At 64.4% G+C, this 23,496-nt stretch carries 22 protein-coding genes and 1 tRNA gene; 15 read left to right on the top strand and 8 right to left on the bottom strand.

What is annotated here, in order from left to right:
* Window positions 1-13: 13 nt before the first annotated feature.
* Both CIT37_RS24065 and CIT37_RS24060 read right to left on the bottom strand, forming a co-directional pair.
* Window positions 14-745, bottom strand: coding sequence for a DUF3750 domain-containing protein (locus CIT37_RS24065; protein ID WP_095425894.1), 732 nt, complete (start codon window positions 743-745; stop codon window positions 14-16).
* Between the two features lie 132 nt (window positions 746-877).
* Window positions 878-1,729 carry an IclR family transcriptional regulator gene (locus CIT37_RS24060; protein WP_244611268.1) on the bottom strand — a complete coding sequence of 284 codons (852 nt, stop codon included), beginning with the start codon at window positions 1,727-1,729 and terminating at the stop codon, window positions 878-880.
* Between the two features lie 104 nt (window positions 1,730-1,833).
* Between CIT37_RS24060 and CIT37_RS24055 the strand changes: the two genes are divergently transcribed.
* The 9 genes from CIT37_RS24055 (at window position 1,834) to CIT37_RS24015 (ending at window position 10,471) form a co-directional block, all read left to right on the top strand.
* Window positions 1,834-2,754, top strand: coding sequence for a dihydrodipicolinate synthase family protein (locus CIT37_RS24055; protein WP_161966470.1), 921 nt, complete (start codon window positions 1,834-1,836; stop codon window positions 2,752-2,754).
* Window positions 2,755-2,778: 24 nt separating this feature from the next.
* Complete coding sequence (locus CIT37_RS24050; RefSeq protein WP_095425897.1) at window positions 2,779-4,218, top strand: FAD-binding oxidoreductase; 1,440 nt, start codon at window positions 2,779-2,781, stop codon at window positions 4,216-4,218.
* A 2-nt stretch (window positions 4,219-4,220) separates the two neighbouring features.
* Window positions 4,221-5,327 carry a four-carbon acid sugar kinase family protein gene (locus tag CIT37_RS24045; RefSeq protein WP_095425954.1) on the top strand — a complete coding sequence of 369 codons (1,107 nt, stop codon included), beginning with the start codon at window positions 4,221-4,223 and terminating at the stop codon, window positions 5,325-5,327.
* Window positions 5,324-6,361: a 4-hydroxythreonine-4-phosphate dehydrogenase PdxA gene (gene pdxA, locus CIT37_RS24040; protein ID WP_038946376.1), complete on the top strand. Its 1,038-nt coding sequence runs from the start codon at window positions 5,324-5,326 to the stop codon at window positions 6,359-6,361. Before CIT37_RS24045 ends, pdxA begins: the two co-directional genes overlap by 4 nt.
* Window positions 6,318-7,505, top strand: coding sequence for an iron-containing alcohol dehydrogenase (locus CIT37_RS24035; RefSeq protein WP_095425898.1), 1,188 nt, complete (start codon window positions 6,318-6,320; stop codon window positions 7,503-7,505). Before pdxA ends, CIT37_RS24035 begins: the two co-directional genes overlap by 44 nt.
* Window positions 7,506-7,565: 60 nt before the next feature.
* A complete protein-coding gene (locus CIT37_RS24030; protein ID WP_038970931.1) occupies window positions 7,566-8,537 on the top strand; it encodes a Bug family tripartite tricarboxylate transporter substrate binding protein in 972 nt (323 codons plus the stop codon).
* Window positions 8,538-8,645: 108 nt separating this feature from the next.
* Window positions 8,646-9,689, top strand: a complete 1,044-nt coding sequence (locus tag CIT37_RS24025; protein ID WP_095425899.1) for an acyltransferase family protein — start codon at window positions 8,646-8,648, stop codon at window positions 9,687-9,689.
* A 177-nt stretch (window positions 9,690-9,866) separates the two neighbouring features.
* Window positions 9,867-9,940, top strand: a tRNA-Gln gene (locus CIT37_RS24020).
* Between the two features lie 168 nt (window positions 9,941-10,108).
* Window positions 10,109-10,471: a DUF1428 domain-containing protein gene (locus CIT37_RS24015; protein ID WP_038946399.1), complete on the top strand. Its 363-nt coding sequence runs from the start codon at window positions 10,109-10,111 to the stop codon at window positions 10,469-10,471.
* A gap of 196 nt (window positions 10,472-10,667) precedes the next feature.
* On the opposite strand, the gene CIT37_RS24010 is transcribed toward CIT37_RS24015, so the two are convergent.
* The 3 genes from CIT37_RS24010 to CIT37_RS24000 all read right to left on the bottom strand — a co-directional run bounded on the left by CIT37_RS24010 (window position 10,668) and on the right by CIT37_RS24000 (window position 15,613).
* Window positions 10,668-11,231 carry an invasion associated locus B family protein gene (locus CIT37_RS24010; protein ID WP_161966469.1) on the bottom strand — a complete coding sequence of 188 codons (564 nt, stop codon included), beginning with the start codon at window positions 11,229-11,231 and terminating at the stop codon, window positions 10,668-10,670.
* Window positions 11,232-11,297: 66 nt separating this feature from the next.
* Complete coding sequence (locus tag CIT37_RS24005) at window positions 11,298-14,444, bottom strand: multidrug efflux RND transporter permease subunit (protein WP_028145176.1); 3,147 nt, start codon at window positions 14,442-14,444, stop codon at window positions 11,298-11,300.
* Entirely contained in the window at window positions 14,441-15,613 is a 1,173-nt protein-coding gene (locus CIT37_RS24000) for an efflux RND transporter periplasmic adaptor subunit (protein ID WP_152103103.1), read from the bottom strand. Before CIT37_RS24000 ends, CIT37_RS24005 begins: the two co-directional genes overlap by 4 nt.
* 377 nt (window positions 15,614-15,990) lie before the next feature.
* Here CIT37_RS24000 and CIT37_RS23995 point away from each other — a divergent pair, with 377 nt between their 5' ends.
* From CIT37_RS23995 to CIT37_RS23970, 6 genes are all read left to right on the top strand, one after another.
* On the top strand, window positions 15,991-16,230 hold the full coding sequence (locus tag CIT37_RS23995; RefSeq protein ID WP_095425901.1) for a hypothetical protein: 240 nt from the start codon (window positions 15,991-15,993) through the stop codon (window positions 16,228-16,230).
* Between the two features lie 224 nt (window positions 16,231-16,454).
* The gene (locus tag CIT37_RS23990; RefSeq protein WP_095425902.1) at window positions 16,455-18,854 is read left to right on the top strand and encodes a TonB-dependent receptor; all 2,400 of its coding nucleotides are present in this window, start codon (window positions 16,455-16,457) and stop codon (window positions 18,852-18,854) included.
* Between the two features lie 2 nt (window positions 18,855-18,856).
* Window positions 18,857-19,546, top strand: a complete 690-nt coding sequence (locus CIT37_RS23985) for a Fe2+-dependent dioxygenase (RefSeq protein WP_095425903.1) — start codon at window positions 18,857-18,859, stop codon at window positions 19,544-19,546.
* Window positions 19,543-20,520 (top strand): tonB-system energizer ExbB, encoded by a 978-nt coding sequence (gene exbB, locus CIT37_RS23980; RefSeq protein WP_038946403.1) that lies wholly within the window; start codon window positions 19,543-19,545, stop codon window positions 20,518-20,520. The genes CIT37_RS23985 and exbB overlap by 4 nt, the downstream gene beginning before the upstream one ends.
* A 3-nt stretch (window positions 20,521-20,523) precedes the next feature.
* Window positions 20,524-20,979, top strand: a complete 456-nt coding sequence (exbD, locus tag CIT37_RS23975) for a TonB system transport protein ExbD (RefSeq protein ID WP_028145171.1) — start codon at window positions 20,524-20,526, stop codon at window positions 20,977-20,979.
* A gap of 9 nt (window positions 20,980-20,988) precedes the next feature.
* Entirely contained in the window at window positions 20,989-21,801 is an 813-nt protein-coding gene (locus CIT37_RS23970; RefSeq protein WP_028145170.1) for an energy transducer TonB family protein, read from the top strand.
* On the opposite strand, the gene CIT37_RS23965 is transcribed toward CIT37_RS23970, so the two are convergent.
* The 3 genes from CIT37_RS23965 to CIT37_RS23955 form a co-directional block, all read right to left on the bottom strand.
* Window positions 21,789-22,211 (bottom strand): hypothetical protein, encoded by a 423-nt coding sequence (locus CIT37_RS23965; protein ID WP_028145169.1) that lies wholly within the window; start codon window positions 22,209-22,211, stop codon window positions 21,789-21,791. The two genes, CIT37_RS23970 and CIT37_RS23965, sit on opposite strands and share 13 nt — an antisense overlap.
* A gap of 62 nt (window positions 22,212-22,273) precedes the next feature.
* Window positions 22,274-22,954, bottom strand: a complete 681-nt coding sequence (locus CIT37_RS23960) for a site-2 protease family protein (protein WP_038946406.1) — start codon at window positions 22,952-22,954, stop codon at window positions 22,274-22,276.
* Window positions 22,955-23,103: 149 nt separating this feature from the next.
* On the bottom strand, window positions 23,104-23,496 hold the full coding sequence (locus CIT37_RS23955) for a GFA family protein (RefSeq protein ID WP_028145167.1): 393 nt from the start codon (window positions 23,494-23,496) through the stop codon (window positions 23,104-23,106).

The following is a 23,496-nucleotide window of genomic DNA, read 5'->3' as shown; positions in this document are numbered from 1 at the left end:
GTCTCGGCCGGCTCTACAGACCGGCGGCAACACCGAGGCGGCCGATGCCCGGCAGCTTGACGGCGGGCCGGCGGATGTCGAGGCCGAGCACGGCGCCGAAGAAGTTGACCTCGAGGCCTTCAACCCATCCGAGGGTCAGGCCGAGATAGCCGAAGAGCGAGGCATAGAAGCCGGTGCGCGAGGCGGTCAGCCCAATCCATTCCCCGGAATAGGGATAATCCTTGCCGATCGCGGTCGGCGGCAGAACCGCGCGGAGTTCCGGCACGGCATCGAGCGCGGCTTGAACGAAGGTGTTTGAATTCGGTCCCGGCCAGGCGCTGTAGTCGCCGCAGGTTCGAAACTTGTAGGTCTCGATCACAGTCCGAATCCTGGGAATGAGGAGCTCGGCCCGTGACCCATCTACGGCGACGACGGTTTCCGGCAGGGCGCCGAACCACCTTCCATCGGGGGCGAAGCCATTGCTCCGGATCGGTTCGCCCCACGCGGTGTAGTCGTATCGGCTGTAGCTGGTCGCATCCTTTTCCTTGACGACGATCCAGGTGTGGACGGCGAAGATGCTTCGCCACCGGACCGTCCGGGCCGCATAAACCCGGATCAGGGCGTCGGGATGGGAAGAAGCCGGCGGCAGCAGGCCCGCGCTGGAACGGTCAGCCGTCTGCCAATTGCCGCGGCCATCTCCAAGCCAATAGTACCGCGCGGCCGATAGGCCGATCGGCACGAACAGGAGCAGGAAGAAAATGAGCACGGCTCTTCGCAAGGGGAGATCGGGTTTCGGAAGGAAGCCTCGAGGATATAGGTCGCGAAAGCTTTTTCACAATGATCTTCGAATGCAGATCGTCAGCTGTGAGGTCGCACGGGACATCCGCGAAGAGATCGCTCAGCTCGTCAATCCCGACTTGATCGCGAGATCCTGCACCTGGCTGGTCAGCTCCATCAGCCGCGGCAGCGCCTGGTCACGGAACGTCGGCATGTCCATGCGCATGGCATCGACCGTGATGCTCAATCCCCCGATCACGAGGCCCTGGGCGTCGAAGATCGGCGTTGCCAGCGTGCGCAGGCCGTAGGCGTTCTCCCCGTCGGAGACGGCGTGGCCTTTCTTTTTCACCTGATCGAGCCGGGCGAGCAGGGCATCGAGATCGGTCAGCGTCCGTTCCGACAGTTTGACGCGAGGGCGCGATTCCAGTCGCTCGATCTGCTCGTCCCGCGCCAGATGTGCCAGCATGACATGACCGAGCGCGGCGCTATAGGCGGGAATGCGCGTGCCGGGCCGGCGATCCATCTTGTGGCGGTCGAGGCCCGCGCCGACGCGCGCGAGATAGACCACGTCACCGCCGTCGAGGATGCCGAGCGAAGCCGCATCGCCGACATCGGGCACGAGATCTCGCAGCAACGGCTCGACCATCGGCCTTAGCGATCCGTGCGACAGCACGGTGTAGCCGAGGTCGAGGCAGGCAACGCCGAGGCGGAACCGGCGGCTCTGCGGCACGGCTTGCAGATAGCCGAGTTCGGTCAGGGTCTGGATCAGCCGGAACGCCGTTCCGCGATCGAGATCCGCCCGTGCGGCAATCTCACTCAGGGTGAGCTCAAAGGCTTCGCTGCTGAAGCTCTTGAGCACGGCAAAGGCCTTGCCGACGGACGCGACATGATTTTTGGGATTTTTCGGGGACGATTCCGATTTGCGCTTCGTGGCCTTCTTTTCGACCTTGGCCATGCTCGAATGCCTTGCCATGACAGCCACCGCCCTTGACGCGGCGGCAAGCTGATTTTACGACTGGTGCAAGCCAATAACAAATGTTCGCATTCCGAACAACAGATTTGACGATCGGAGGAAGTTTGTCGACACCATCACTGCACCCTCATGGCGTGTTCTCCGCCGCGCTGACTCCGCTCGACGCCGAGCTCGCCCCCGATCATGCGCGCTTCATCGCGCATTGCCGCTATCTCCTCGATGAGGGCTGCGACGGTATCGCGCTGCTCGGCACGACAGGCGAGGCGAACTCCTTCTCCGCGGCCGAGCGCATGGCGCTGCTCGAGGCGGTGGTGGCCGCCGGCATCGCGCCGCAACGACTTTTGCCGGGCACCGGCGTTGCCGCGTTCAGCGAGACCATCGCCCTGACGCGCCACGCGCTTTCAGTCGGCGTCGACACCGTCGTGATGCTGCCGCCGTTTTATTATAAGGGTGTCACGGACGATGGCGTTTACGCGTCCTATAGCGAAATCGTGCAGCGCATTGGCGATGCCAGGCTCAAGGTCGTGCTCTATCACATCCCGCAGATGTCGGCGCAGCCGATCTCGCATGCGCTGATCGAGCGGCTGCGAACGGCTTATCCGGCAACGTTCGTGGGTATCAAGGATTCCTCCGGCGACTTCGCGAACATGACCGCGATGGTCGAGCGCTTCCCCGGCTTTTCGGTCCTGGTCGGAGCCGATCCACTGCTGCTGCCGCTGCAGCGCAAGGGCGGCGCCGGCTGCATCACGGCGACCTCCAATCTGGTCGCGCGGGACCTTGCTTATGTCTACAAGCATTTTCGCGATAGCGACGACGACGCGGCGCTCAAGACGGCGCAGGCGCGCATCGTGAAAGCGCGCGAGCTGGTCTCGCGCTTCCCGCAGATGGCCTCGCTGAAGACACTGGTGGCCGAGCGCACCGGTCATGCCGGATGGCAGAGCCTGCGACCGCCGCTGGAGTGCTTGCCGCCGGAGCAGGTGAAAGAGCTGCTCGCGAATGCTGCGGCATTCGCAGTCGCTTTGTAGGCGGCGCGACGACGAGGCGATCCGATGTCAGATTCCTTCCAGGACGCGCTCTCCGGGCTTGCCGCGATCGTCGGCGACAAGCACGTCATTGCGTCCGGAGCTGACCAGGAAGCCTACGTCGTAGACTGGCGCGGGCGTTATCACGGCCGCGCGGTCGCGGTGGTGAAGCCCGGCTCCACCGCCGAGGTCGCCGCCGTCGTCAAATTCTGTGCGGCAAGGCAGCTCGCGATCGTGCCGCAGGGAGGCAACACCGGCATGTGCGGGGCGGCGACGCCGGACGATCGGGCCGGCAATGTGGTGATCCGGCTCGACCGGATGCGCGCCGTCCGCGACGTCAGCCCCCTCGCGAACACGATCACAGTGGAAGCCGGCTGCATCCTCGCTGAGGTGCAAAACGCGGCGCGCGGCGTCGATCGCTACTTTCCCTTGAGCCTGGGTGCCGAAGGCTCCTGCCAGATCGGCGGCAATATCTCGACGAATGCCGGCGGCACGGCGGTGCTGCGTTACGGTCCGACGCGCGATCTCGTGCTCGGGCTGGAGGTCGTGCTGCCCGACGGGCGCATCTTCAACGGCCTGCGCGCACTGCGCAAGGACAATACCGGCTACGCGCTCAAGCAGCTGTTCATCGGGGCAGAGGGCACGCTCGGCATCATCACCGCGGCGGTGTTGAAGCTGTTCGCGCCGCCGCGCAGCTCGGCGCTGGCGCTGCTGAAACTGCAGGGCGTCGAGCAGGCGCTCGAGATCATGCAGCACCTGCGCGGCGCGGTCGGCGACCGGCTCGGCAGCCTCGAGATCATGTCGCGCGCGCAGATCGAGGCGATCGCAGAGTCCGTGCCACATGTCACGATCCCCTTCGAGCTGACGACGCCGTGGTATCTGATCGTCGAACTGACCGACACGCTCGCCGGCGTCGACCTCGACGAGCCGCTCGCCACGGTGCTGGCGGAGGCGATGGACGCCGGCCTTGCCGAGGACGTGATCCTGGCCGTCAACCTCGCGCAGGCGAAGGCGATCTGGGCTGTCCGGCACAGCGTGTCCGAAGGCAACAAGCGTAGCGGCTATGTCGTCTCGCACGACAGTGTCGTTCCGCTGGAGCGTCAGGCCGCTTTCGTCACCAATGTCGAGGCCCGGATCAACGCCGCGGTACCGCACGCGCGGATCGTGATGCACGGCCATATCGGCGACGGCAACATCCACGTGATCGCCCTGATCGACCGCGCGCGTTGCCAGGACCAGGCGGCGACGGCTGCGCTGGTGGCTGAAATCAACGAGATCGTCGACGACGAGACCGCAGCGCAGGGCGGTGCGATCAGTGCCGAGCACGGCATCGGCGTCACCAATCGCGGCCGGCTCGCCCGTATCGCCGATCCCCTCGACATCGAGCTGATGCGCGATATCAAGAGATTGCTCGATCCGAAGGGCCTGATGAATCCCGGCAAGATCTTTGGTGCGGGAGCGGCATGACCATGACGAGCGTCCGCCTGCTTGCCGACGATCTCACCGGTGCGCTCGACACCGCGGCAGAGTTCGTCGGCCTGTGCGGACCGTTCGACGTCCTCTGGTCGGATCCGTTTACGCTGCTGGAGTCCGGAAGCCTGGCGATCGATAGCGGCACCCGTGAGCGCTCGAAAACCGAGAGCGTAGAAATCGTTGGGCGACTGGCGCCCCACCTTCAGGGCGGGACGATCGCCTACAAGAAGGTCGATAGCCTCCTTCGGGGCGCGTGGGCGGCTGAGCTTGGCGCCTGTCTGCGCAGCGGCCATTGGACCTCCTGCGTGGTCGCGCCGGCGTTCGATTATCAGGGACGCCGCACCGTCGGTGGCCAGCAATTCGCCCGCACCGTGCATGGCGATTGGCACAGGGTCGGCGACAATTTGCTGGATCAATTGCGGCAGGACGGCATCGAGGCACGCCAGGGGACGCCCGACACGCTCGCGCAAGGCGGCGTTCAGGTGTTCGATGCCGAGAGCGACCTCGACCTCGATCGCGTCGTCGAGATGGCGCGGCGCATGCCGGGGCCCGTGTTGTGGTGTGGGAGCGGCGGCTTGGCCGGTGCGCTTGCCCGCGGTCAAGGCGCCGCTGCGTCCTCGCAACTGAAGCGGCCGGTGCTGGGGCTGTTTGGCTCCGACCAGGCTGCCACCGCATCCCAGCTGGCTGCATGTGGTCACGCCACCATCGCGCTGGCCGAGGGGGAGGGCAACGCGGGCGTTCGGCGCAAGCTGGCCGACGAGGGCGTGGCGCTGGTGAAATTCGCCCTCGCCGACGGCTTGATGCGGGCCGAGGCGGCGCGGCGGATCGCGCACGAGATGACGGGGCTGATCGCGGCACTCGAACCGCCGGGCACGCTGGTTGTTGCCGGTGGGGAAACCCTGAAGGCCGCATGCGTTGCCCTTGGCGCGCATGCGCTCGAGGTGACAGGACGTATCGTGCCGGGGTTGCCGCGCTCGATCTTGCAAGGCGGCCGCTGGGCCGGCGTCGATGTCATCTCGAAGTCCGGTGCATTCGGCCCCAGCGAGCTGTGGCGCGACCTGCTTCGGGATAATCATTTGCTAAGCAAGGGGAGTCCGACATGACCTCTCGTCATCTAGCCATCACCATGGGCGATCCCGCCGGGATCGGGCCGGAGATCATCGTCAAGGCCTGCGTCGGGCTGAAGGACCGGATCGCGAAAGGCGATCTGCGGATGCTGATCATCGGCAGCGGCGCGGCGCTCGATGGCGCGAAAGCCGCACTTGGTGCCGGCATTGCGATTCCCGAAGTGCGCGCCGAGGATCGCGACTGGCCAAACCTCTGCTTCCTCCAGGCCGACATCGAGGGCGATCCGATCAAGCCGGGCGTGCTCAGCGCTGATGGCGGCCGCTTTGCCTACAAGGCGATCGAGCAGGGCGTGCGGCTGACGCAGGCGGGCCGGACCGCGGCGATCGTCACGGCGCCGCTCAACAAGGAAGCGCTCAACAGGGCCGGCTATCACTTCCCGGGTCATACCGAGATGCTGGCGCATCTCACCGGCGTGCGCGGCTCGGTGATGCTGCTCGCCCATGGCAACATGCGCGTCAGCCATGTCTCGACCCATGTGGCGCTCGAGGACGTGCCGAAGCGTCTGACGCCGGAGCGGCTGCGCATGGTCATCGACCTCACCAACGATGCCCTGCTGCGGCTCGGCATTGCCAAGCCGAAGATCGCGGTTGCCGCGCTCAATCCACACGCCGGCGAGGGCGGCTTGTTCGGCCGGCAGGACATCGACGTGTCCGCGCCGACGATTGCAAAAGCCGTCGCCGACGGTCTCGACGTCGTCGGCCCCGTGCCCGGCGATACCATCTTCGTCAAGCTGCGCGCCGGCCAGTACGATGCGGCGGTCGCGATGTATCACGACCAGGGGCACATCCCCGTCAAGCTGCTCGGCTTCCAGGTCGATCCCGCGACCGGCCGCTGGCAGGAACTGTCCGGCGTCAACATCACGCTGGGCCTGCCGATCATCCGCACCTCCGTCGACCACGGCACCGCCTTCGACATCGCCGGCAAGGGCATCGCCAACGAACACAGCCTGATCGAAGCCATCGACTATGCCGAGCGGCTCGCCGCTGGCGTTTCTGCATCCAAATCATGAGTTCGAACGCACGATGACCAACGCCTTCACGCCCATTGAAATCCAGCGTCCCACCATCCTCGAGTTCGGCAACGGCACGATCGGCGCGGCAGCGCGCTTCGCCGAGCGGATCGGTGCCAGGCGGCCGCTGGTGATCTCCGATCCGTTCAACGCACGCCGCGTCGACATGCTGGCGCTGCCGGGTGCGGTGAAGGTGTTCGGTGACGTCAAGCCCGAGCCCGACCTGCCCAATCTCGAGAAGGCGGTGGCGATGGCGAAGGACGTCAACCCCGATCTCGTGGTCGGCTTCGGCGGCGGCAGCGCGATGGATCTCGCCAAGCTGGTCGCGGTGATGTGCACTAGCGACGTGCCCTTTGCCGACATCGTCGGGCCGGAGAAGGTGGCCGGCCGCAGCGTCGCGCTGATGCAGATTCCGACGACGTCGGGCACCGGCAGCGAGGCCGGCACCCGCGCGCTCGTGACCGATCCCGTCAGCCAGAACAAGCAGGCGGTGCAGAGCCGCTTCATGCTGGCCGACATCGCCATCGTCGATCCGGATCTGACGATGACCGTGCCGAAGGAGGTCACCGCGGCGACCGGGGTCGACGCGCTGGCGCATTGCGTCGAGGCCTATACCAGCCGCAAGGCGCATCCGACGATCGACCTCTACGCGCTCGAAGGCGCGCGGCTGGTCGGCCGCTATCTCAAGCGCGCGGTGGCAGATGGCGGCGATCGCGAGGCGCGCGCCGGCCTTTCCCTGGCCTCGCTCTACGGCGGCTATTGCCTGGGACCGGTGAACACGACCGCCGGCCACGCCGTGGCGTATCCGCTCGGCACCCGTCACCACGTGGCGCATGGCCTCGCCTGCGCGGCGATCTTCCCGCATACGCTGGCCTTCAACATGCCGGCGGTGGAAGCGAAGACGATCGCGGTGCTCCAGGCGCTCGGACTGCCGGAGAAGGGCGATCCAAAGCTCGCATTCGACGCCACCTACGGGTTCTGCAAGAATCTCGGCATCGAGATGCGGCTATCCGCGCTCGGCGTGCCCCGGGACGATCTCGGCGTGATGGCCGACGAGGCGCACGCCATTCGCCGCCTGCTCGACAACAATCCGCGCGACCTCGGCCGGGATGCGATCCTGAACATGTACGAGGTCGCGTTCTAACAGTCTTCGCCGCTCGCGCGCGGCAGCCAATCAACAACACGGAAAACAGAGGAAACGTCTATGAGATCGATCTGGCTCGTCCTTGCCTCAGCCTTGGTGCTGGCGGCCTCACCCGCAAAGGCGCAGGACGGCTATCCGTCCAAGCAGGTGACGGTGGTCGTTCCCTTCGCCGCCGGCGGCACCGCGGATATCTTCGCGCGGATGGTCTCCAACCATTTGCAGGCGAAGTTCGGCAAGCCTTTCGTGGTCGAGAATGTCGGCGGTGCCGGCTCGATCCTCGGCGTGACGCGGGTGGCGAAATCGGCGCCTGACGGCATCACGCTCGGCCTTGCCAGCACGTCCGCGCTTGCGATCAACCCGTCGCTCTACGGGCCGAAGCTCAGCTACCAGCCGGACAAGGACCTGGTGCCGGTCGCCCAGATCAGCGTCGTGCCCAACGTTCTCGTCGTCAATCCCAACAAGATCAAGGCGCGTACCGTGCCGGAGCTGATCGCCTATCTGAAGGCGAATCCGGACAAGGTCTCGTTCGGCTCGGCCGGTGTCGGCACCTCGCAGCATCTTGCCAGCGAGCTGTTCCAGCAGATGACCGGCACCAAGATGGTGCACGTGCCCTACAAAGGCTCCAGCCAGATGCTGACGGACCTGCTCAGCGGCCAGATCGATCTCGCCTTCGACAACGTTCCGCTGCTGCTGCCGCAGGTGAAGACCGGCCAGCTCGCGCTGCTCGCGACGGCAACGCCGAAGCGCGCCGCCTTCGATCCCGAAGCTCCGGCCGTTGCCGAATTCCTGCCCGGCTTCGAGGCGGTGGCCTGGCACGGTTTCATTGTGCCCGCGGGCACGCCCAAGCCGATCGTCGAAAAGCTCTCGGCCGAGATCCGCGCCTTCATGCAGCAACCGGAGACGGTGCAGAAGATGGCCGAGCTCGGTGCCACCGCTGTCGCCGTGGATTCCGAACCGTTCGCGGCCTACATCAACGCTGAGACGGCGCGCTGGAAGAAGGTGATCGAGGCCGCCAACATCAAGCTGGAGTAGGGCGGCACGCGATGAGAGAAGCCGGCCACCGCATGCCCGAGAACGGCGGCCGCTTGTTCAACGCCGGTCGCCGGTCTAAGTTCGCATCAGCCAACGGGTGCGGGGCTGATGGGGACTGTTCGTTTTCTGCTGGCGGCGATCGTCGTTGGATTTCATTGCCAATTTGGCGTCATTCACCAGACAATCGGAGGTTTGGCCGCTGTAGAAGTCTTCTACATCATCAGCGGCTTTTACATGGCCGCCGCCTATGAGCGGCACTATCCCGGACGGCCTGCTGCATTCTTCGCCAGCCGCTTCGCGAGGCTTTATCCGTTCTACCTCGCTGTCCTTGCAGCTACGTTCGCGCTACATCTGTGGAATCCGGCGAACGAGAGCGGCATCTTCAATTCCCTCAGAACGGATGAGCGGCCCTATGTGATCAACCTGTCGCTGCTGGGTCTCGATCTCTATTCGGCCATGCACAGCACCACGTATCTCCTGGTTCCGCAGGCCTGGTCGATCAGTGCGGAGATCGTCTTCTACGCGCTGCTGCCTGCCTTGCTTCTCCTGAATAGAAAATGGCTCGCCGGATTGGTGGTCGCTGCCTTCACGATCAAGATGACCATTCTGCACGTCTACGAATGGAAATGGGCTTACTTCCCGTTCTACAGCCAGATCGGCTATTTCGGCACCGGCGTTGTACTCTTCTCGTTGCGAGATCGCCTGACATGGTCGACGCGAGCGGGCTACTGGCTCGCGGCCCTGTACTGCCTCTATCTCCTCGGCGACGTCTATGCCGACGTCGACTATCACGGGGGCATCGTTCAGGGCGTACCGCTGGTTATCGCAACCTGCATCGTGATTCCGACGCTTTTCTCGAGAATCAACGGACCGCTGTCGACCGCGTTGGGCGACGCCTCCTATGGCGTCTATCTCTCGCATTTTCTCTTCATCCAGATCGCGATCAATCTGCAGTTCTTTGATCCGATCACGCTGACCAATCCACACATTGTGAGCCATTGGCGAATTCTGTTTCAAACCCTGGGCATCCTGCTCGCATCGACGGTCGTTGCGCTCGCCTTCGAGTTCACGCTGCAGCGATGGATCGATCGGGTGCGCCGGTCGCTGTTCTACAACCGCAGAGGGCCGCAGGATTCCTTCGGGAAGAGTTGAGACAGTCGGTCTTGTCGGTGCGAACGCAGCGAGAACAAGCCGACGATGTTCACAGAGGGGCTGGACCGCGAAGGTCAGCGCGGCTATATGAGCGGCATGCGAGCCGCTGATTTGCGAAACTGTCAGCCCGCCCTCGCAGAACTTCCGAAGAAAGCTTAGCGATTTCAAGCGCTTCGGTGGGGAATGGTGTAACGGTAGCACAACAGACTCTGACTCTGTTTGTCTTGGTTCGAATCCAGGTTCCCCAGCCAGTTCCAGGCACGCCCAAAGGTCAAGATCTCGAGGCCCCTCGGTGACGGTGACCGTCCACGGGCCGCGCCGCCGGTCGCGACCGTTTGCCTCATCTGAAATCGCACTTCCCCGGTCGGATCGCCGTTCTCTGCATCGTCCTTGGGTCACACAACTCAAGGAGATCCCTGATGCCCTATGTCGATGGTTTCGTTCTGGCTGTGCCGAAGGACAAGATCGAGGCCTACAAGACGCTGTCGACGACCGCCTGCGCGCTCTGGATGGAGCACGGCGCGCTCGATTATGTCGAATGCGTCGCTGACGATGTCCCCTATGGCGAGCTCACCTCGTTTCCGCGCGCGGTGATGGCGAAGGAGGACGAGGTCGTGGTGTTCGCCTGGATCGTCTACCGCGACCGGGAGACCCGCGATGCCGTCAACAAGAAGGTGATGGCGGACCCGCGGCTGAAGATGGAGGGCATGCCGTTCGACGGCAAGCGCATGATCTATGGCGGCTTCACGACATTGCTCAGGGCGAGCGACGTCGTCAGCTGAGAGGCGGGGGAGAAAGCCTATCTCGGAGGTGCGCGGTCGACTTCGGCCTGCAACAGCGGGCAGCCGGCGAGCCGCGCCTCCATCACCGAATACACGCTGCTGATCGACACGGCTGCTGCACGTCACCGTCACCATGCACAATGACCAGCGGCTCGACGGCGACGCGCAGATGGCGCGGCAGTAACGGGGACTTGCGTTACTTGATCTTGTCGTAGGCGGCCGCGAAATCGCCCAGCGGCATCGGGATCGCGATCGTCTCCTTGGCCATGTTCTGGAAGGAGACCTTGAGCTGCTTGCCCGACCGCAAGGCGGCAACCAGGTCCGGCGCGATCGGCGCCGAGGCGTAGCAGCCGCGGTTCTCGCAGGTCTGGATCTGCAAATCGACCGTCTTGCCCTCGTCGACCTGGAGCTTGGCGCCGATGGGAAGGTTGAGGCCGAGCGGCAATTGCAGCAGCGCCACCGGCGTGCGGGTGTCGGGCGCGATGCGGATGTTGATCAAAACGATGGTCTGGCCGGTCTTGGTCAGCACCGCGTTCTGCTCCATCGCGCATTCGAGCGGCGCGTCGCGGCTGACGCTGGTGCAACGCACGATCCAGCCGGGCTGTTGTGCCGGCGCGCCGTCAGCCTGTGGCTGCGTCGGAGCCGGCGCGGGCTGTGCCGCCGGAGCGGGGGCGTTCTTCTTGGCCTGTTGGGCATACGCGGCGCCCAAGGGCAACAGGACAGCTGCGGCGAGGGCGACAAGTCTGGATTGCATGAGCATGGCGAGACCGCGTTGGCGTGAACCGGGGGCCTCGCTGTAGCGTCGCCGGAAGCGCCGTGCAAGCCGCTACTCGGCGGCTTCCTTAACGGTGCCGTGCTCGACCGTCTCGCCGCCTTCGCCGTCACCCGAACGGCCCCAGCCCGAGAACCAGTTGTTGAGCTCGTCGAGATAGAGATAGACCACCGGCGTGGTGAACAGCGTCAGCGCCTGGCTGACGATCAGGCCGCCGACCATGGCGTAGCCGAGCGGCTGGCGGATCTCGGCGCCGGTGCCGTGGCCGAGCATCAGCGGCACGCCGCCGAGCAGCGCGGCCATCGTCGTCATCATGATCGGGCGGAAGCGGAGCAGGGCGGCCTGGCGGATCGATTCCGCCGGCGTCTTGTGCTCGTCGCGTTCGGCGGCGATGGCGAAGTCGACCATCATGATGCCGTTCTTCTTCACGATGCCGATCAGGAGAATGATTCCGATCAAGGCAATGAGGCTGAAGTCGAATCCGGCCGCCATCAGGATCAGAAGCGCGCCGACGCCTGCCGAGGGCAGGGTCGACAGAATCGTGATCGGATGGATGTAGCTCTCGTAGAGGATGCCGAGGATCAGGTAGACCACGACGAGCGCGGCAAGGATCAGCAGCGGCACGGTGCCGAGCGATTGCTGGAACGCCTGCGCGGTGCCCTGGAAGCTCGAGTTCAGCGTCGGCGGCGCGCCGAGATCTGCCATCGCCTTCTGCACGGCTTCCGTCGCCTGACCGAGCGCGACGCCCTGGCCGAGGTTGAAGCTGATGGTGATCGCCGGGAACTGGCCCTGGTGGCTGATCGAGAGCGGGCGGACCGGATCGGTGGTCCAGGTCGCGAACGTCGATAGCGGCACCTGGTCGCCCGTCAGCGGCGACTTCAGATAGAGCTTGTTCAGGCTGTCGAGATTGCCCTGCATCTCCGGCAGGATCTCCAGGATCACCTTGTAGGTGTTGAGCTGGGTGAAATACTGCGTGATCTGCCGTTGTCCGAAGGCGTCATACAGCGTGTCGTCGATCAGCTGCGGCTGGATGCCGTAGCGCGCGGCGGTGTCGCGGTTGATCTTGAGCTGGACCGTGGTGCCCTGGGTCTGCTGGTCGGTCGCGACGTCGCGCAGCTCCGGCAGCGTCTGCATCTTGGCGAGGATTTTGGGCGCCCATTCGTTGAGCTCGTCCAGATTGGCGTCCTGCAGCGTGAATTCGAACTGCGTACGCGTCGGCCGTCCGCCGAGGCGCACGTCCTGGGCTGCCTGCATGTAGACGCGGGCGCCCTCGACCTTGTCGAACTGGGGACGCAGTCGCGCGATGATCTGCTGAGCCGAGGCATCGCGCTTGTCGCGAGCCTTCAGCGTGATGAATATGTTGCCGTTGTTGCCGGCGCGGCCGCTGCCGCCGATCGACATGGCGACGCTGGCGACATCGGGATCGGCGAGGATGATCTTGCCGAGCTGTTCCTGACGCCGGGTCATCTCCTTGAACGAAATGTCCTGCGAGGCTTCCGAAGTCGCCGTGATCAGGCCGACATCCTGCTGCGGGAAGAAACCCTTCGGGATCAGGACGAACAAATAGATCGACAGTCCGAGCGTGGCGAAGAAGATCGCCAGCGTGGTGCGCCGCCAGGCGAGGGCATGGTCGAGAACGTATTCGTAGCCGCGCAGCATCGCGTCGAAGGCGCGCTCGCTCCATTGATAGAACCGGCCGTGGCGCACCTCGCCATGGGCGCGCAGGAAGCGCGAGGCCATCATCGGCGTCAGGGTCAGCGACACGAACATCGAGACGAAGATGGTCATCGCCAGCACGACGGCGAATTCGCGGAACAGGCGCCCGATGATGCCGCCCATCAAGAGCAGCGGAATCAGCACTGCGACCAGCGAGATGCTGATCGACACGATGGTGAAACCGATTTCCTTCGAGCCGCGGAAGGCCGCCGCCATCGGCGATTCGCCTTCCTCGATGTAGCGCGTGATGTTCTCGAGCATCACGATGGCATCGTCGACGACGAATCCGACCGCGATGGTGAGTGCCATCAGCGATAGATTGTCGAGGGAATAGCCGACGACCCACATCAGCGCGCAGGCGCCGAGCAGCGCCAGCGGAACCGTGATGGCCGGAATGACGGTGGCCCAGAAGCTGCGCAGGAAGATGAAGATGACCATGACCACGAGGGCGATGGTCAGCAGCAGCGTGAACTGGACGTCCTCGACGGCGGCGCGGATGGTCGTTGTGCGGTCGCTGATGAGCTCGATCTTGATGGCGGGTGGGATCGCGGCCACGAGGCGAGGCAGGGTGGCCTTGATCCGATCGACGGTCTCGATGACGTTGGCGCCCGGCTGCTTGAATATCACCAGGAACACGCCACGCTTGCCGTTGGCCCAGGCCGCCTGCTTGGCGTCTTCAGCGGCGCTGACCGCCTGGCCGATGTCGCGGATTCGCAACGGAGCGCCGTTGCGATAGGCGATGATGACGTCGTTCCAGTCCTTCGCGTGCGTGAGCTGGTCGTTGGCGTAGATCGTGTAGGCGCGCTTCTCGCCGTCGATATTGCCCTTCGGACTGTCGACCGTGGTGATCGCGATCTGGCTGCGTACGTCCTCCATCGACAGGCCCTTGGCGACCAGCTTCGCGGGATCGACCTGGACGCGGATGGAGGGTTTTTGCTGGCCGCCGATGAAGACCTGGGCGACGCCGGAGAGCTGGCTGATCTGCTGGGCGAGCTGGGCGTCGACCGCGTCGCTGACGCTGGTCAGAGGCAACGTCTCCGATGTCGCAGAGAGCAGCAGGATCGGCGCATCAGCCGGGTTGACCTTGCGGTACGTCGGCGGCGACGGCAGGTTCTTCGGCAGCTGGCCGCTGGCGGCGTTGATGGCGCCCTGCACGTCATTGGCAGCGCCATCGATGCTGCGGTTGAGATCGAACTGGATGGTGATCGACGCGGTGCCCAGATAGCTCGTCGAGGTCATCTGCGCGATGCCGGGAATCTGGGCGAACTGGCGCTCCAGCGGCTGCGCCACCGACGAAGCCATCGTCTCGGGACTGCCGCCCGGCAAATTGGCGGTGATCTGGATGGTCGGGAAGTCGACCTGCGGCAGCGGTGCGACCGGGAGCAGGGGATAGGCGACGAGACCGACGAAGAGGATGCCGGCCATCAGCAGCGAGGTGCCGATGGGATAACGGATGAAAGGTGCCGAAATCCCGCCCTCGGTCATTCCTGTCGTACCTTGTTCTGGGCCGGGTTCGAACTCGCCACCGTCGTCGAGACGAGGCTTCCGGGCTGCACCTTGAACTGGCCGCCGGTGATCACCTGCTGACCGGCGCTCAGCCCTTCTTCGATGACCGAATGTCCGTCGATGGCGTAGCTGACCTTGACCTTGTGCACCTCGGCCTTGTTGTCCTGATTGACGGTATAGGCGTAGAGGCCGTTGGTCGAATGCTGGACCGCGTCATCCGGAACCACGGTCGCATCCTTCAGCGTCCGCACCAGAAGCCGCGTCGAGACCGACTGACCCGGCCACAGCGTGTGGTCCTTGTTGTCGAACACCGCCTTGAGCCGGATCGTTCCGCTGCTGGTGTCGACCTGGTTGTTGATGACCGCAAGCTTGCCCTCGGCCAGCGTCTTCTTGCCGTCGGTGGTGAAGGCGATCACCTTGAGCGCGCCGCTCTTCTGCCCTTCGGTGATATAGGGCAGCTGGTCTTCCGGTGCGGTGAAGATCACGGAGATCGGCTCGACCTGCGAGATCGTGACGATGCCCGTCTGCGTCGAGGCGTTGACGATGTTGCCGATGTCGACCTGGCGCAGGCCGGCGACGCCGGTGATCGGCGCCTTGACCTGGGTGTAGTCGAGCTGGGTCTGGGCGTTGGCGATCGCGGCTTCGTCGGCGGCGATCTGGGCGGTGAGCTGGGCGACGGTCGAGCGCTGGGTGTCGACCCGCTGGGCGGTGGCGAATTCGCCGAGCTTCATGGCGCGCTGAAGCTCGAGATTGGCGTTGGCCAGACTAGCCTCGTCCTGCGCCTTCTTGGCCTTGGCCTGGTCGAGCGTGGCTTGATAGGGACGGGGATCGATCGAGACCAGAAGCTCGCCCTGCTGGACGATCTGGCCTTCGCGGAAGGCGAGCTTGTCGATCTGGCCATCCACGCGGGTGCGGACTTGCACCGTGTTGAACCCCTGAACCGTGCCCAGACCGGTCAGATAGACTGGGAAATCGACCTTCTGGACCGGGGCAACGCTGACGGGGACGGCGGGCGGGCGGGGCGGACCCTTCTGGGCGGTCTGGGCTTTTCCAGCCTGGGAGGCACCGAATTTCTGCCAACCATAGTAACCCGCGGAGGCCACGGCCGCGATGATCAGAATCCAGAGGATCGGCCGGGACTTTTTCATATCGTCTCGTGTCGGCTCTTGTGCCCTCAGCTACGAATTATGGGGCAATCGTAGGGTTCCATAAGCGTTTGTATAATACACGCCAAGTTCCAGTGTAAACAGCACTATCAGTTGAGAATCCTAAACAATTGGAAAGCTTTGCACCGTCTGGGCAGTGGTCTGGCACGGCGGTGTGCAGTGCTGCATTTTCCCGGCAGACGCGATCGGCGGGCAAACCTCAAGCAGCACTCCCAGACGGTGTGCTCGGGCCGAATGGTGCGGGCCGAGCCGCCAGTCGGTATCGGTAACAAGAATGGTTCTAAGTCGGGCGGAAGCCGTTTTGGTTGTCAGGAATTTCGGCATCGTCCATATCGGCGCCGCCACAAAGGGAGCGCAGGATGGACGAGCTGAACGGCAAGCTGATCGCGTGTCAGATTCTGATCACGGGATTGATCGCGCGTGTCGCCAATGAGCAGCGCGATCCCTTGCGCTTCCTCACCGACTTCCGGGACGAGATCAAAGCCGTCGTGAACGGAGTCAACATCGTCGGCATGGAGAGCACCGATCGCGTGCGCGCCGTCGCGCTGAAAACCGTCGACGAATTGTTTTCGCTGATGAAGCCACCGAGCAGCGATTGATGCTGTGAGCGAAACCGCCGATTGCACAGCATGCGGCGCTGTTTCTTAGAACGAGTCCAATCTCAGTTTAGAACGATTTCAAACTCTAGTTTAGAATCGTTTTGATCTGGATTGATTCAAGGGTTCTTGCGAGGCGCTCGCATTGACCCGCTATTTTGTGGTCGATACCAACACTCATCGTTCGTCGAAGTGAATGAGCGAACAGGAAGATGGGGCGTTTGGTAATGGGGCAGGTGGTCGCACCGAAGTCGTTGCGTTCGGTCGCAGCATTCGGTCTGGTGGATGAAAAGTTCGCAGGCGTTTCCGGCAAGAAGGTCTCCGCAGTTGCGAGCTTGATCGCGGTGGCGTCGGTGTCGAGCGGCGCGCAGGCGCAGCAGTCGAACCTGCCGCCGGTGACGGTCGATGCTCCCGTCGAACGTCCGCGTCCAACGTCGTCGAAGCCCTCGCCGGAGCAGGTCCGCGCCCGCAATGCGATTCGCCGCGCCGCGCAGCGCGAGCAGGCGGCTCAGCAGACGGCGCCGACCACACCGTCAGGCGCTCCCGACGGCAATCCCTATGCGGATCCGGCCGCGCCCTACAAGGTCGACCACGTCCAGGCCAGCGGCAAGTTTCCCGAGAAGATGCTGAACACGCCCAAGTCGATCACGGTGCTCAGCAAGGAAGTGCTCGAGGACAAGAACGCGACGACGCTGAAGGAGATCGGGCGCTCGACCGCGGGCGTGACGCTGGGCTCGGGCGAGGGCGGCAACGCGTTCGGCGACCGTTTCTTCATCCGCGGCTTCGATGCGCGCAACGACGTGTTCATCGACGGCATCCGCGATCCCGCCGTGTCCATCCGCGAGAACTTCTTCACCGAGCAGATCGAGATTCTGCGCGGTCCCGCGTCCTCCTATGCCGGCCGCGGCACCGCCGGCGGCGCCATCAACATCGTCACCAAGCAGGCGGGCGATCGCAATTTCCAGCGCATGGATACCGAGTTCGGGACCGACTACACAAAGCGCGTCACGCTCGACGTCAACCAGGTCATCGATCCCACCTTCTCGGTGCGCACGGGCGGCCTGTTCCAGGACGCCAACGTCGCCGGCCGCAATTATGTGACCGACAATCGCTGGGGCTCCTTCATCTCGACCAAGTACACCCCGACGAGCGACATCAAGATCACCACGAACTACGTCCACACCGACCTCAGCGGTCTGCCGGATTTCGGCGTGCCATATTACAGGCAGGGCAATGTGCCGGTGACCTCGGCCGGCATTCCGCGCGGCAACTGGTACGGCTTCCTCAATCGCGACTTCCAGACGGCGCGGCAGGATTTCGGCACCGGCACGATCGAGTACAAGGTCAACGAGGCCATCACGCTGACCAGCAAGGTGCGCGGCGAGCATTCGGTGCTCAACTATATCGGCACGCTGCCGCAGAACCCGATTACGACCAGCCCCAATCCGATGCTCTGGACCACGACGGCGAGCGCGCAGAGCCGCTATCAGAACGTGGACGTGTGGACCAATCAGAACGAGGCGACGTTCAAGCTCGACACCGGCGGGGTCAAGCACACCGCGGTGTTCGGCGTCGAATATTCGAACGAGAACATCTCGATCGACCGCTACGCCGGCCTCGCCTCGGAACTGGCGGGAAGCCCCTTCACGAGCACCGGTGCGGTCACGGGGGTCAATCTCTACTCCCCGCAATACACCAACATTCCCTTCGGCATTCCGGGGCTCGTCGGAAATCCGACGCGCTATGGCGTCAACACCAGCAGCGTGTACGTCATGGACACCGCGAACTGGCAGGACACGATCATCGTCAACGGCGGTATCCGCTACGACGGCTACAGCCAGAGCGCGTCGACGAACTCGGCCTACCTCAAGCAGAACAACGATCTCGTCAATTACAACGTTGGCGCGGTCTACAAGCCGATGTCGATCGGCAGCGTCTACGCAGCCTACGCGACCTCGGCCAATCCGTTCGGCTCGGAGCTTGACGCGACCGGCACCGACTACGGCGGCGTTCCCGCCAACTCGACCATCCTGCTCGGACCCGAGCGCAACAAGGCGATCGAGGTCGGTACCAAATGGGAGCTTGCCGATCGCCATCTGCTGGTGACCGGCGCGCTGTTCCAGACCACCAAGGACAACGCGCGCGAGACCGTCAACGGCCTGCTCACCTCGGGCGCGGCCTACAGGATCCAGGGCATCGACATCGAAGCCGAGGGTAAGATCACCGATCGCTGGAGCATCTTCGGCGGCCTGGTGTTGATGCAGTCCAAGGTCACGCAGAGCGGCGTTGCCTCGAACATCGGCCTGCAGCTTGCCAATATCGCCCATCAGTCGTTCAGCATGCTGACCAAATACAAGTTCGACGACGGCTGGGAGCTTGGCGGACAGGCGGTGTATCGCTCGAAGGTCTATGGCGGCACGTTCGCGGCCAACACCAACGAACTGCCGAGCTATTGGCGCTTCGACGCGTTCGTCGAGAAGAAGATCGACAAGAACTGGACCATGAAGTTCTACGCCCAGAACCTGACCAACAAGCTGTATTACGACTCGTTCTATCGCAGCGCCGTGCCGTTCGTGGCGGTCGCGCCGGGCCGGGCCTTCTACATCGTCACGACGGCGAAGTTCTGATCATGTTGACGTGTCTGCCTGGCGTTCTCAGCAAGGATGATGTGGCGGATTTCCGCCGCATCATGGACGCCAGCGCATGGGAGGACGGCCGGTCCACCGCCGGCGCGCAGTCGGCGATGGTCAAGCGCAACGAGCAATTGCCGCCCGATAGCGAGGTCGCGCGAAAACTCGGCAACCACATCATCTCGGCGCTGACGTCGAACCCGCGCTTCATCGCGGCGGCAATTCCGCTCCAGATCTTCCCGCCGCTGTTCAACCGCTATGCGGCGGATAGCGGCCACCATTTCGGCCTGCATGTCGACAATGCGATCCGCGGCGACCGTCTGACCGGCCTTCGCATCCGCACGGACCTGTCGGTGACGCTGTTTCTCGCCGAGCCGGAAGAGTACGACGGTGGCGAACTTGTGATCGAGGACACTTACGGCTCGCACGAAGTCAAGTTGCCAGCCGGCGACTGCGTGCTCTATCCCTCGACCAGCCTCCACCTCGTCACGCCGGTGACCAGGGGAACACGGGTTGCGTCTTTCTTCTGGCTTCAGAGCATGATACGGGACGATCAAGCCCGGAGCATGATCTTCGACCTCGATACCGCGATTCAGGCGCTGGTGGACCGGCTCGGGCGTGACGATCCCGAAACGGTCAAATTGACGGGTATCTATCACAACCTCATTCGCTACTGGGCCGAAGTATGAAGACCATGACCTCTAGAGCAAGCCTTGCCGCAGCCTTGATGCTGGCGGCCGCCTGGCTCGCATCCCCCGTTTCGGCCCAGACACAACCCCCCTCGGCACCGGCGCAGTCGACGGCTCAGCCGGCCCCGGCCGGTCCGGCTCCGGCGGCGCCCGCGGCCACCACGCCTGCGGTCCCGGCGCCTTCGGCTTCGACGGCAGCCACCCCGGTTGCTCCGACGGTGCCCTCCGCGGCCGCCGTTTCGACCACCGCCAAGCCTGATGCGGCGGCTGGCATCGCGCCGGCGATGAAGGAATTGTCACCCTGGGTGATGTTCATGTCGGCGGACGTCATCGTGAAGGCGGTGATGATCGGGCTCGCCTTCGCATCGCTGATGACCTGGACCGTCTTCATCGCCAAGTCGATCGAGCTGTCGGTCGCATCCTCCAAGCTTCGTTCGGCGCTGAAGAAGGTTGCGGAGACGCGCTCCCTCGCCGAAGCGCAGATGGCGCTCGGAGCCAAGGAGGGCATCCTGCCGTCGTTCCTGGCGGCGGCGCTGCGCGAGGCGCGGATGTCGGCCGGCCTGTCCAGCGACGCCGGCATCAAGGAGCGCGCAGCCTCCAGCTTTTCCGAGATCGTGCGCGCCGAGGCGCGGCGGATCCGCATCGGCATGGGCGTGCTCGCGACCATCGGCTCGACCTCGCCCTTCGTCGGCCTGTTTGGCACGGTCTGGGGCATCATGAACAGCTTCATCGGCATCTCGAAGTCGCAGACCACGAACCTCGCGGTCGTCGCGCCCGGCATCGCCGAGGCGCTGCTCGCCACCGCGATCGGCCTCGTCGCCGCGATCCCGGCGGTCATCATCTACAACCACTTCTCACGCGTGACGAAGGGCTATCTCGAGCTCGTCAGCCGCGCCTCGGGTGCCGCGGGGCGGCTGCTCTCGCGTGATCTCGACCGCAGCCACGGCAGCGTGCATTCGCGCGCAGCGGAGTGAGCCATGGGCGTTTCGCTCGCAGACAACGATGACGACGACGATTTCTCGGAAACGCATGACATCAACGTCACGCCGTTCATCGACGTCATCCTGGTGCTGCTGATCATCTTCATGGTCGCAGCTCCGCTCTCCACGGTCGACCTGCCGATCGATCTGCCGACGTCGAGCGCGACGCCGCAGAAGAAACCGGACAAGCCGACCTATCTCAGCATCAAGCCCGATCTGACGCTCGCCCTCGGGGAGAATCCGGTTCACCGGGCCGAGCTGATCGGGACGCTCGACGGACTGTCCGACATGAGCAAGGACAAGTACGTCTTCCTGCGCGCCGATCGTTCGGTGCCGTACGGGGAGTTGATGGGCGTCATGGAGCTCCTGCGCTCAGGCGGCTATACGCGGGTGAAACTGGTGGCGCTGGAAGGCGCGCCGGGAGCGCCTGCGGCAGGCGCCGCTCAGCCTTAGAGGCCCGCTATGTCGGACGAACACAGACCATCCCGGAAGCTCTGGATCCTGGCGGCGGTGGCCGCGCTCGTGCTCCATCTCGGTGGTGCTGCGCTCGCGCTGGCTCATTTGCGCGCTGACGACGACGGCGACGGCCTGGGTGCGAACGGTGCGGAATTCGCCGTGGAGATGGCATCGCCCAAGGCGCCCGAAACCGATCTGCCGCCCGGGCCCGACAGCGAAGCGATGCAGGAGCAGCAGGCGCTTCCCGAGCAAAAGGCCGAGACCAAGGAGACGGAGCTTCCAAAGGACCAGTCGCAGCAGGTCGAGGATCCCGACCGCGTCGTGACCGAGAACAACGCGAAGAAGCCGACCGAAGACGATCCGAAAATTCAGGCGGTCGAAACGCCGGCCGCCGAAGCCTCGCCGAAATCGGTTGCGACGGCACGGCAGACGCTCGAGGAGGACGCGCGCGAGGCCGAGAAGGCGCTGGCGCCCGTCATCGGCATCGGCAAGGACATCCTGAAGCTGACCGCCGACTGGAACCGCAAGATCAGCGCGCATTTGTCGCTGCACAAGATCAATCCGGAAGGCAAGCAGCCCAATAACCAGAAGGTCAAGGTGAGCTTCGCGATCAACCGGAAGGGCAACGTGCTGTCGGTGGATGTGGTGGAGTCATCCGGGGATTCAGCCTACGACGCGGCCGCGGTCTCGATCGTCCGCAAGTCGGATCCGATCCCGCAGCCGCCTGCCGGGCTGACCGAGGACCGGTTCGAGCGGACCGTCGATATCATCTTCACGCCGGCCGACGCGAAAAAGAAGAAGACCGCTCAGCGCCAGTAGAGCCGGATGCCGACATAGACGACGACCAGGCAGGCGAAGATCAGCGCCACCGGGAGTGGCCGTTTCTGGGTTCCAGCTGTCGCCCCAGCCCCGAAAAAGCTGGTCGTCTTTGGCTTCGGCGCCGGACGGCGGAAAGCGGTAACATTGTCCGCCGCTGCTTCAGGCGGGCGAGGGCGGACGTCGGGTGCGGCTCCCGCGCCGCCCATCTCGGCATAATAGGCCTTGTAGATCGCACCGATGGTCGCCTCGGTGGCCTCGCCCTCGCTCATCTGCGCCAGCAGGTTCTGGTAGCTCGCCAGAAACTCCTGGGCCTCCGGCGGGAGCGCGGACGCCCCATTGAGCTTGGCCATCATCTTCCAGGTGGCAAAATCGGCGCGGGCGCGGGTGTCCGCGCGTCGCGCGATCAGCATATCGGCAGCTTTGACCAAGTCGGCCTCTGGCCCTTCGGCTTAACGTTCGGGTGGCTGTTCAACTACGCATTGCCGGTCAGGAGGAGAACAGCCTGAATCACATAACCGGTCAACGTTCGCAGTATTGCTGAAATAACATCAAGATTTAGACCGAACTGGGAACCTGCAAGGGGCAGCAGGATCAACAGGCCGATCAGGATCAGCATCCCGAACGGCTCGAGCCGGGCCAGCGGCATGGCGAGCGGGCGGGGCAACAGCCCGACCGCGACGCGCCCGCCATCGAGCGGCGGGATCGGCATCATGTTGAAGACCGCGAGGATGGCGTTGATGATGAGCGCATTCTTGAGGTTGTCGGCGACCCATTTCGCCGAGCTTGCGGGGACAAGGGGCAGGGCGTGGAAGGCGAGGGCCACTGCAAGCGCCAGCAGGATGTTGGTGACAGGCCCGGCCAATGCCACCCAGACCATGTCCAGTTTGGGGTTGTTCAGCTTGCGGAAGTTGACCGGTACCGGCTTGGCGTAGCCGAACAGGAACGGCGAGTGCGCGAACAGCAGCATCGCCGGCAGGATCACGGTGCCGAACGGGTCAATGTGGCGCAGCGGGTTGAAGCTGACGCGGCCGAGCTGCGAGGCCGTGTCGTCCCCGAGCCGGTCCGCGACGAAAGCGTGCGCAGCCTCGTGGAAGGTGATGGCGAGCACGAGGGGAAGCACCCATACCGACAGATCATAAAGGGAAGTGTTCACGGCTCGTCCGTCCCGGTTTGCCTGCGGCCTTGCGGCCGTCCCGGCCAACCGGCGGTACAGCAACGCTTCGGCTCAACATAGGAGGGGCGGTCCCGAAATGCCACGCTGCAAAGGGGGCGCCGGCAGCACGCCGCCGTGCCATCGTGCAATTAGGCCGGAATCGTCCCCGGATATTGCACCAGGCCGTCGTCGAGCTTCAGCCAGGCGGGCTTTTCCGAGACCCAGATGTGCTCGGTCGGCGCGAAGGCATTGCGATCGTCGAAAACGGAGAGGGACACGCCCGCGAGCGTGCCGTTACGGCGCCAGGCGAACAAGCGCGTGCCGCAGCGCTTGCAGAACACGCGGTCGATCGCCTCGGACGACGCATAGCGCTCCGTCTCGCCTTCGACGCTCAGCGCGCGCTGGTCGAACTGCGCGCGGGCGAAGAAGGGCGAGCCCATCGCCTTCTGACAGAGGCGGCAATGGCAGACGCGAACGTTGAGCGGCTCGCCTTCCGCCTTGAACCGCACCGCGCCGCACAGGCATCCACCTTCCCGGATCAT

It is taken from the genome of Bradyrhizobium ottawaense (assembly GCF_002278135.3).
GTDB lineage: Bacteria > Pseudomonadota > Alphaproteobacteria > Rhizobiales > Xanthobacteraceae > Bradyrhizobium > Bradyrhizobium ottawaense.
This window is presented reverse-complemented; position numbering and strand designations above follow the sequence as displayed.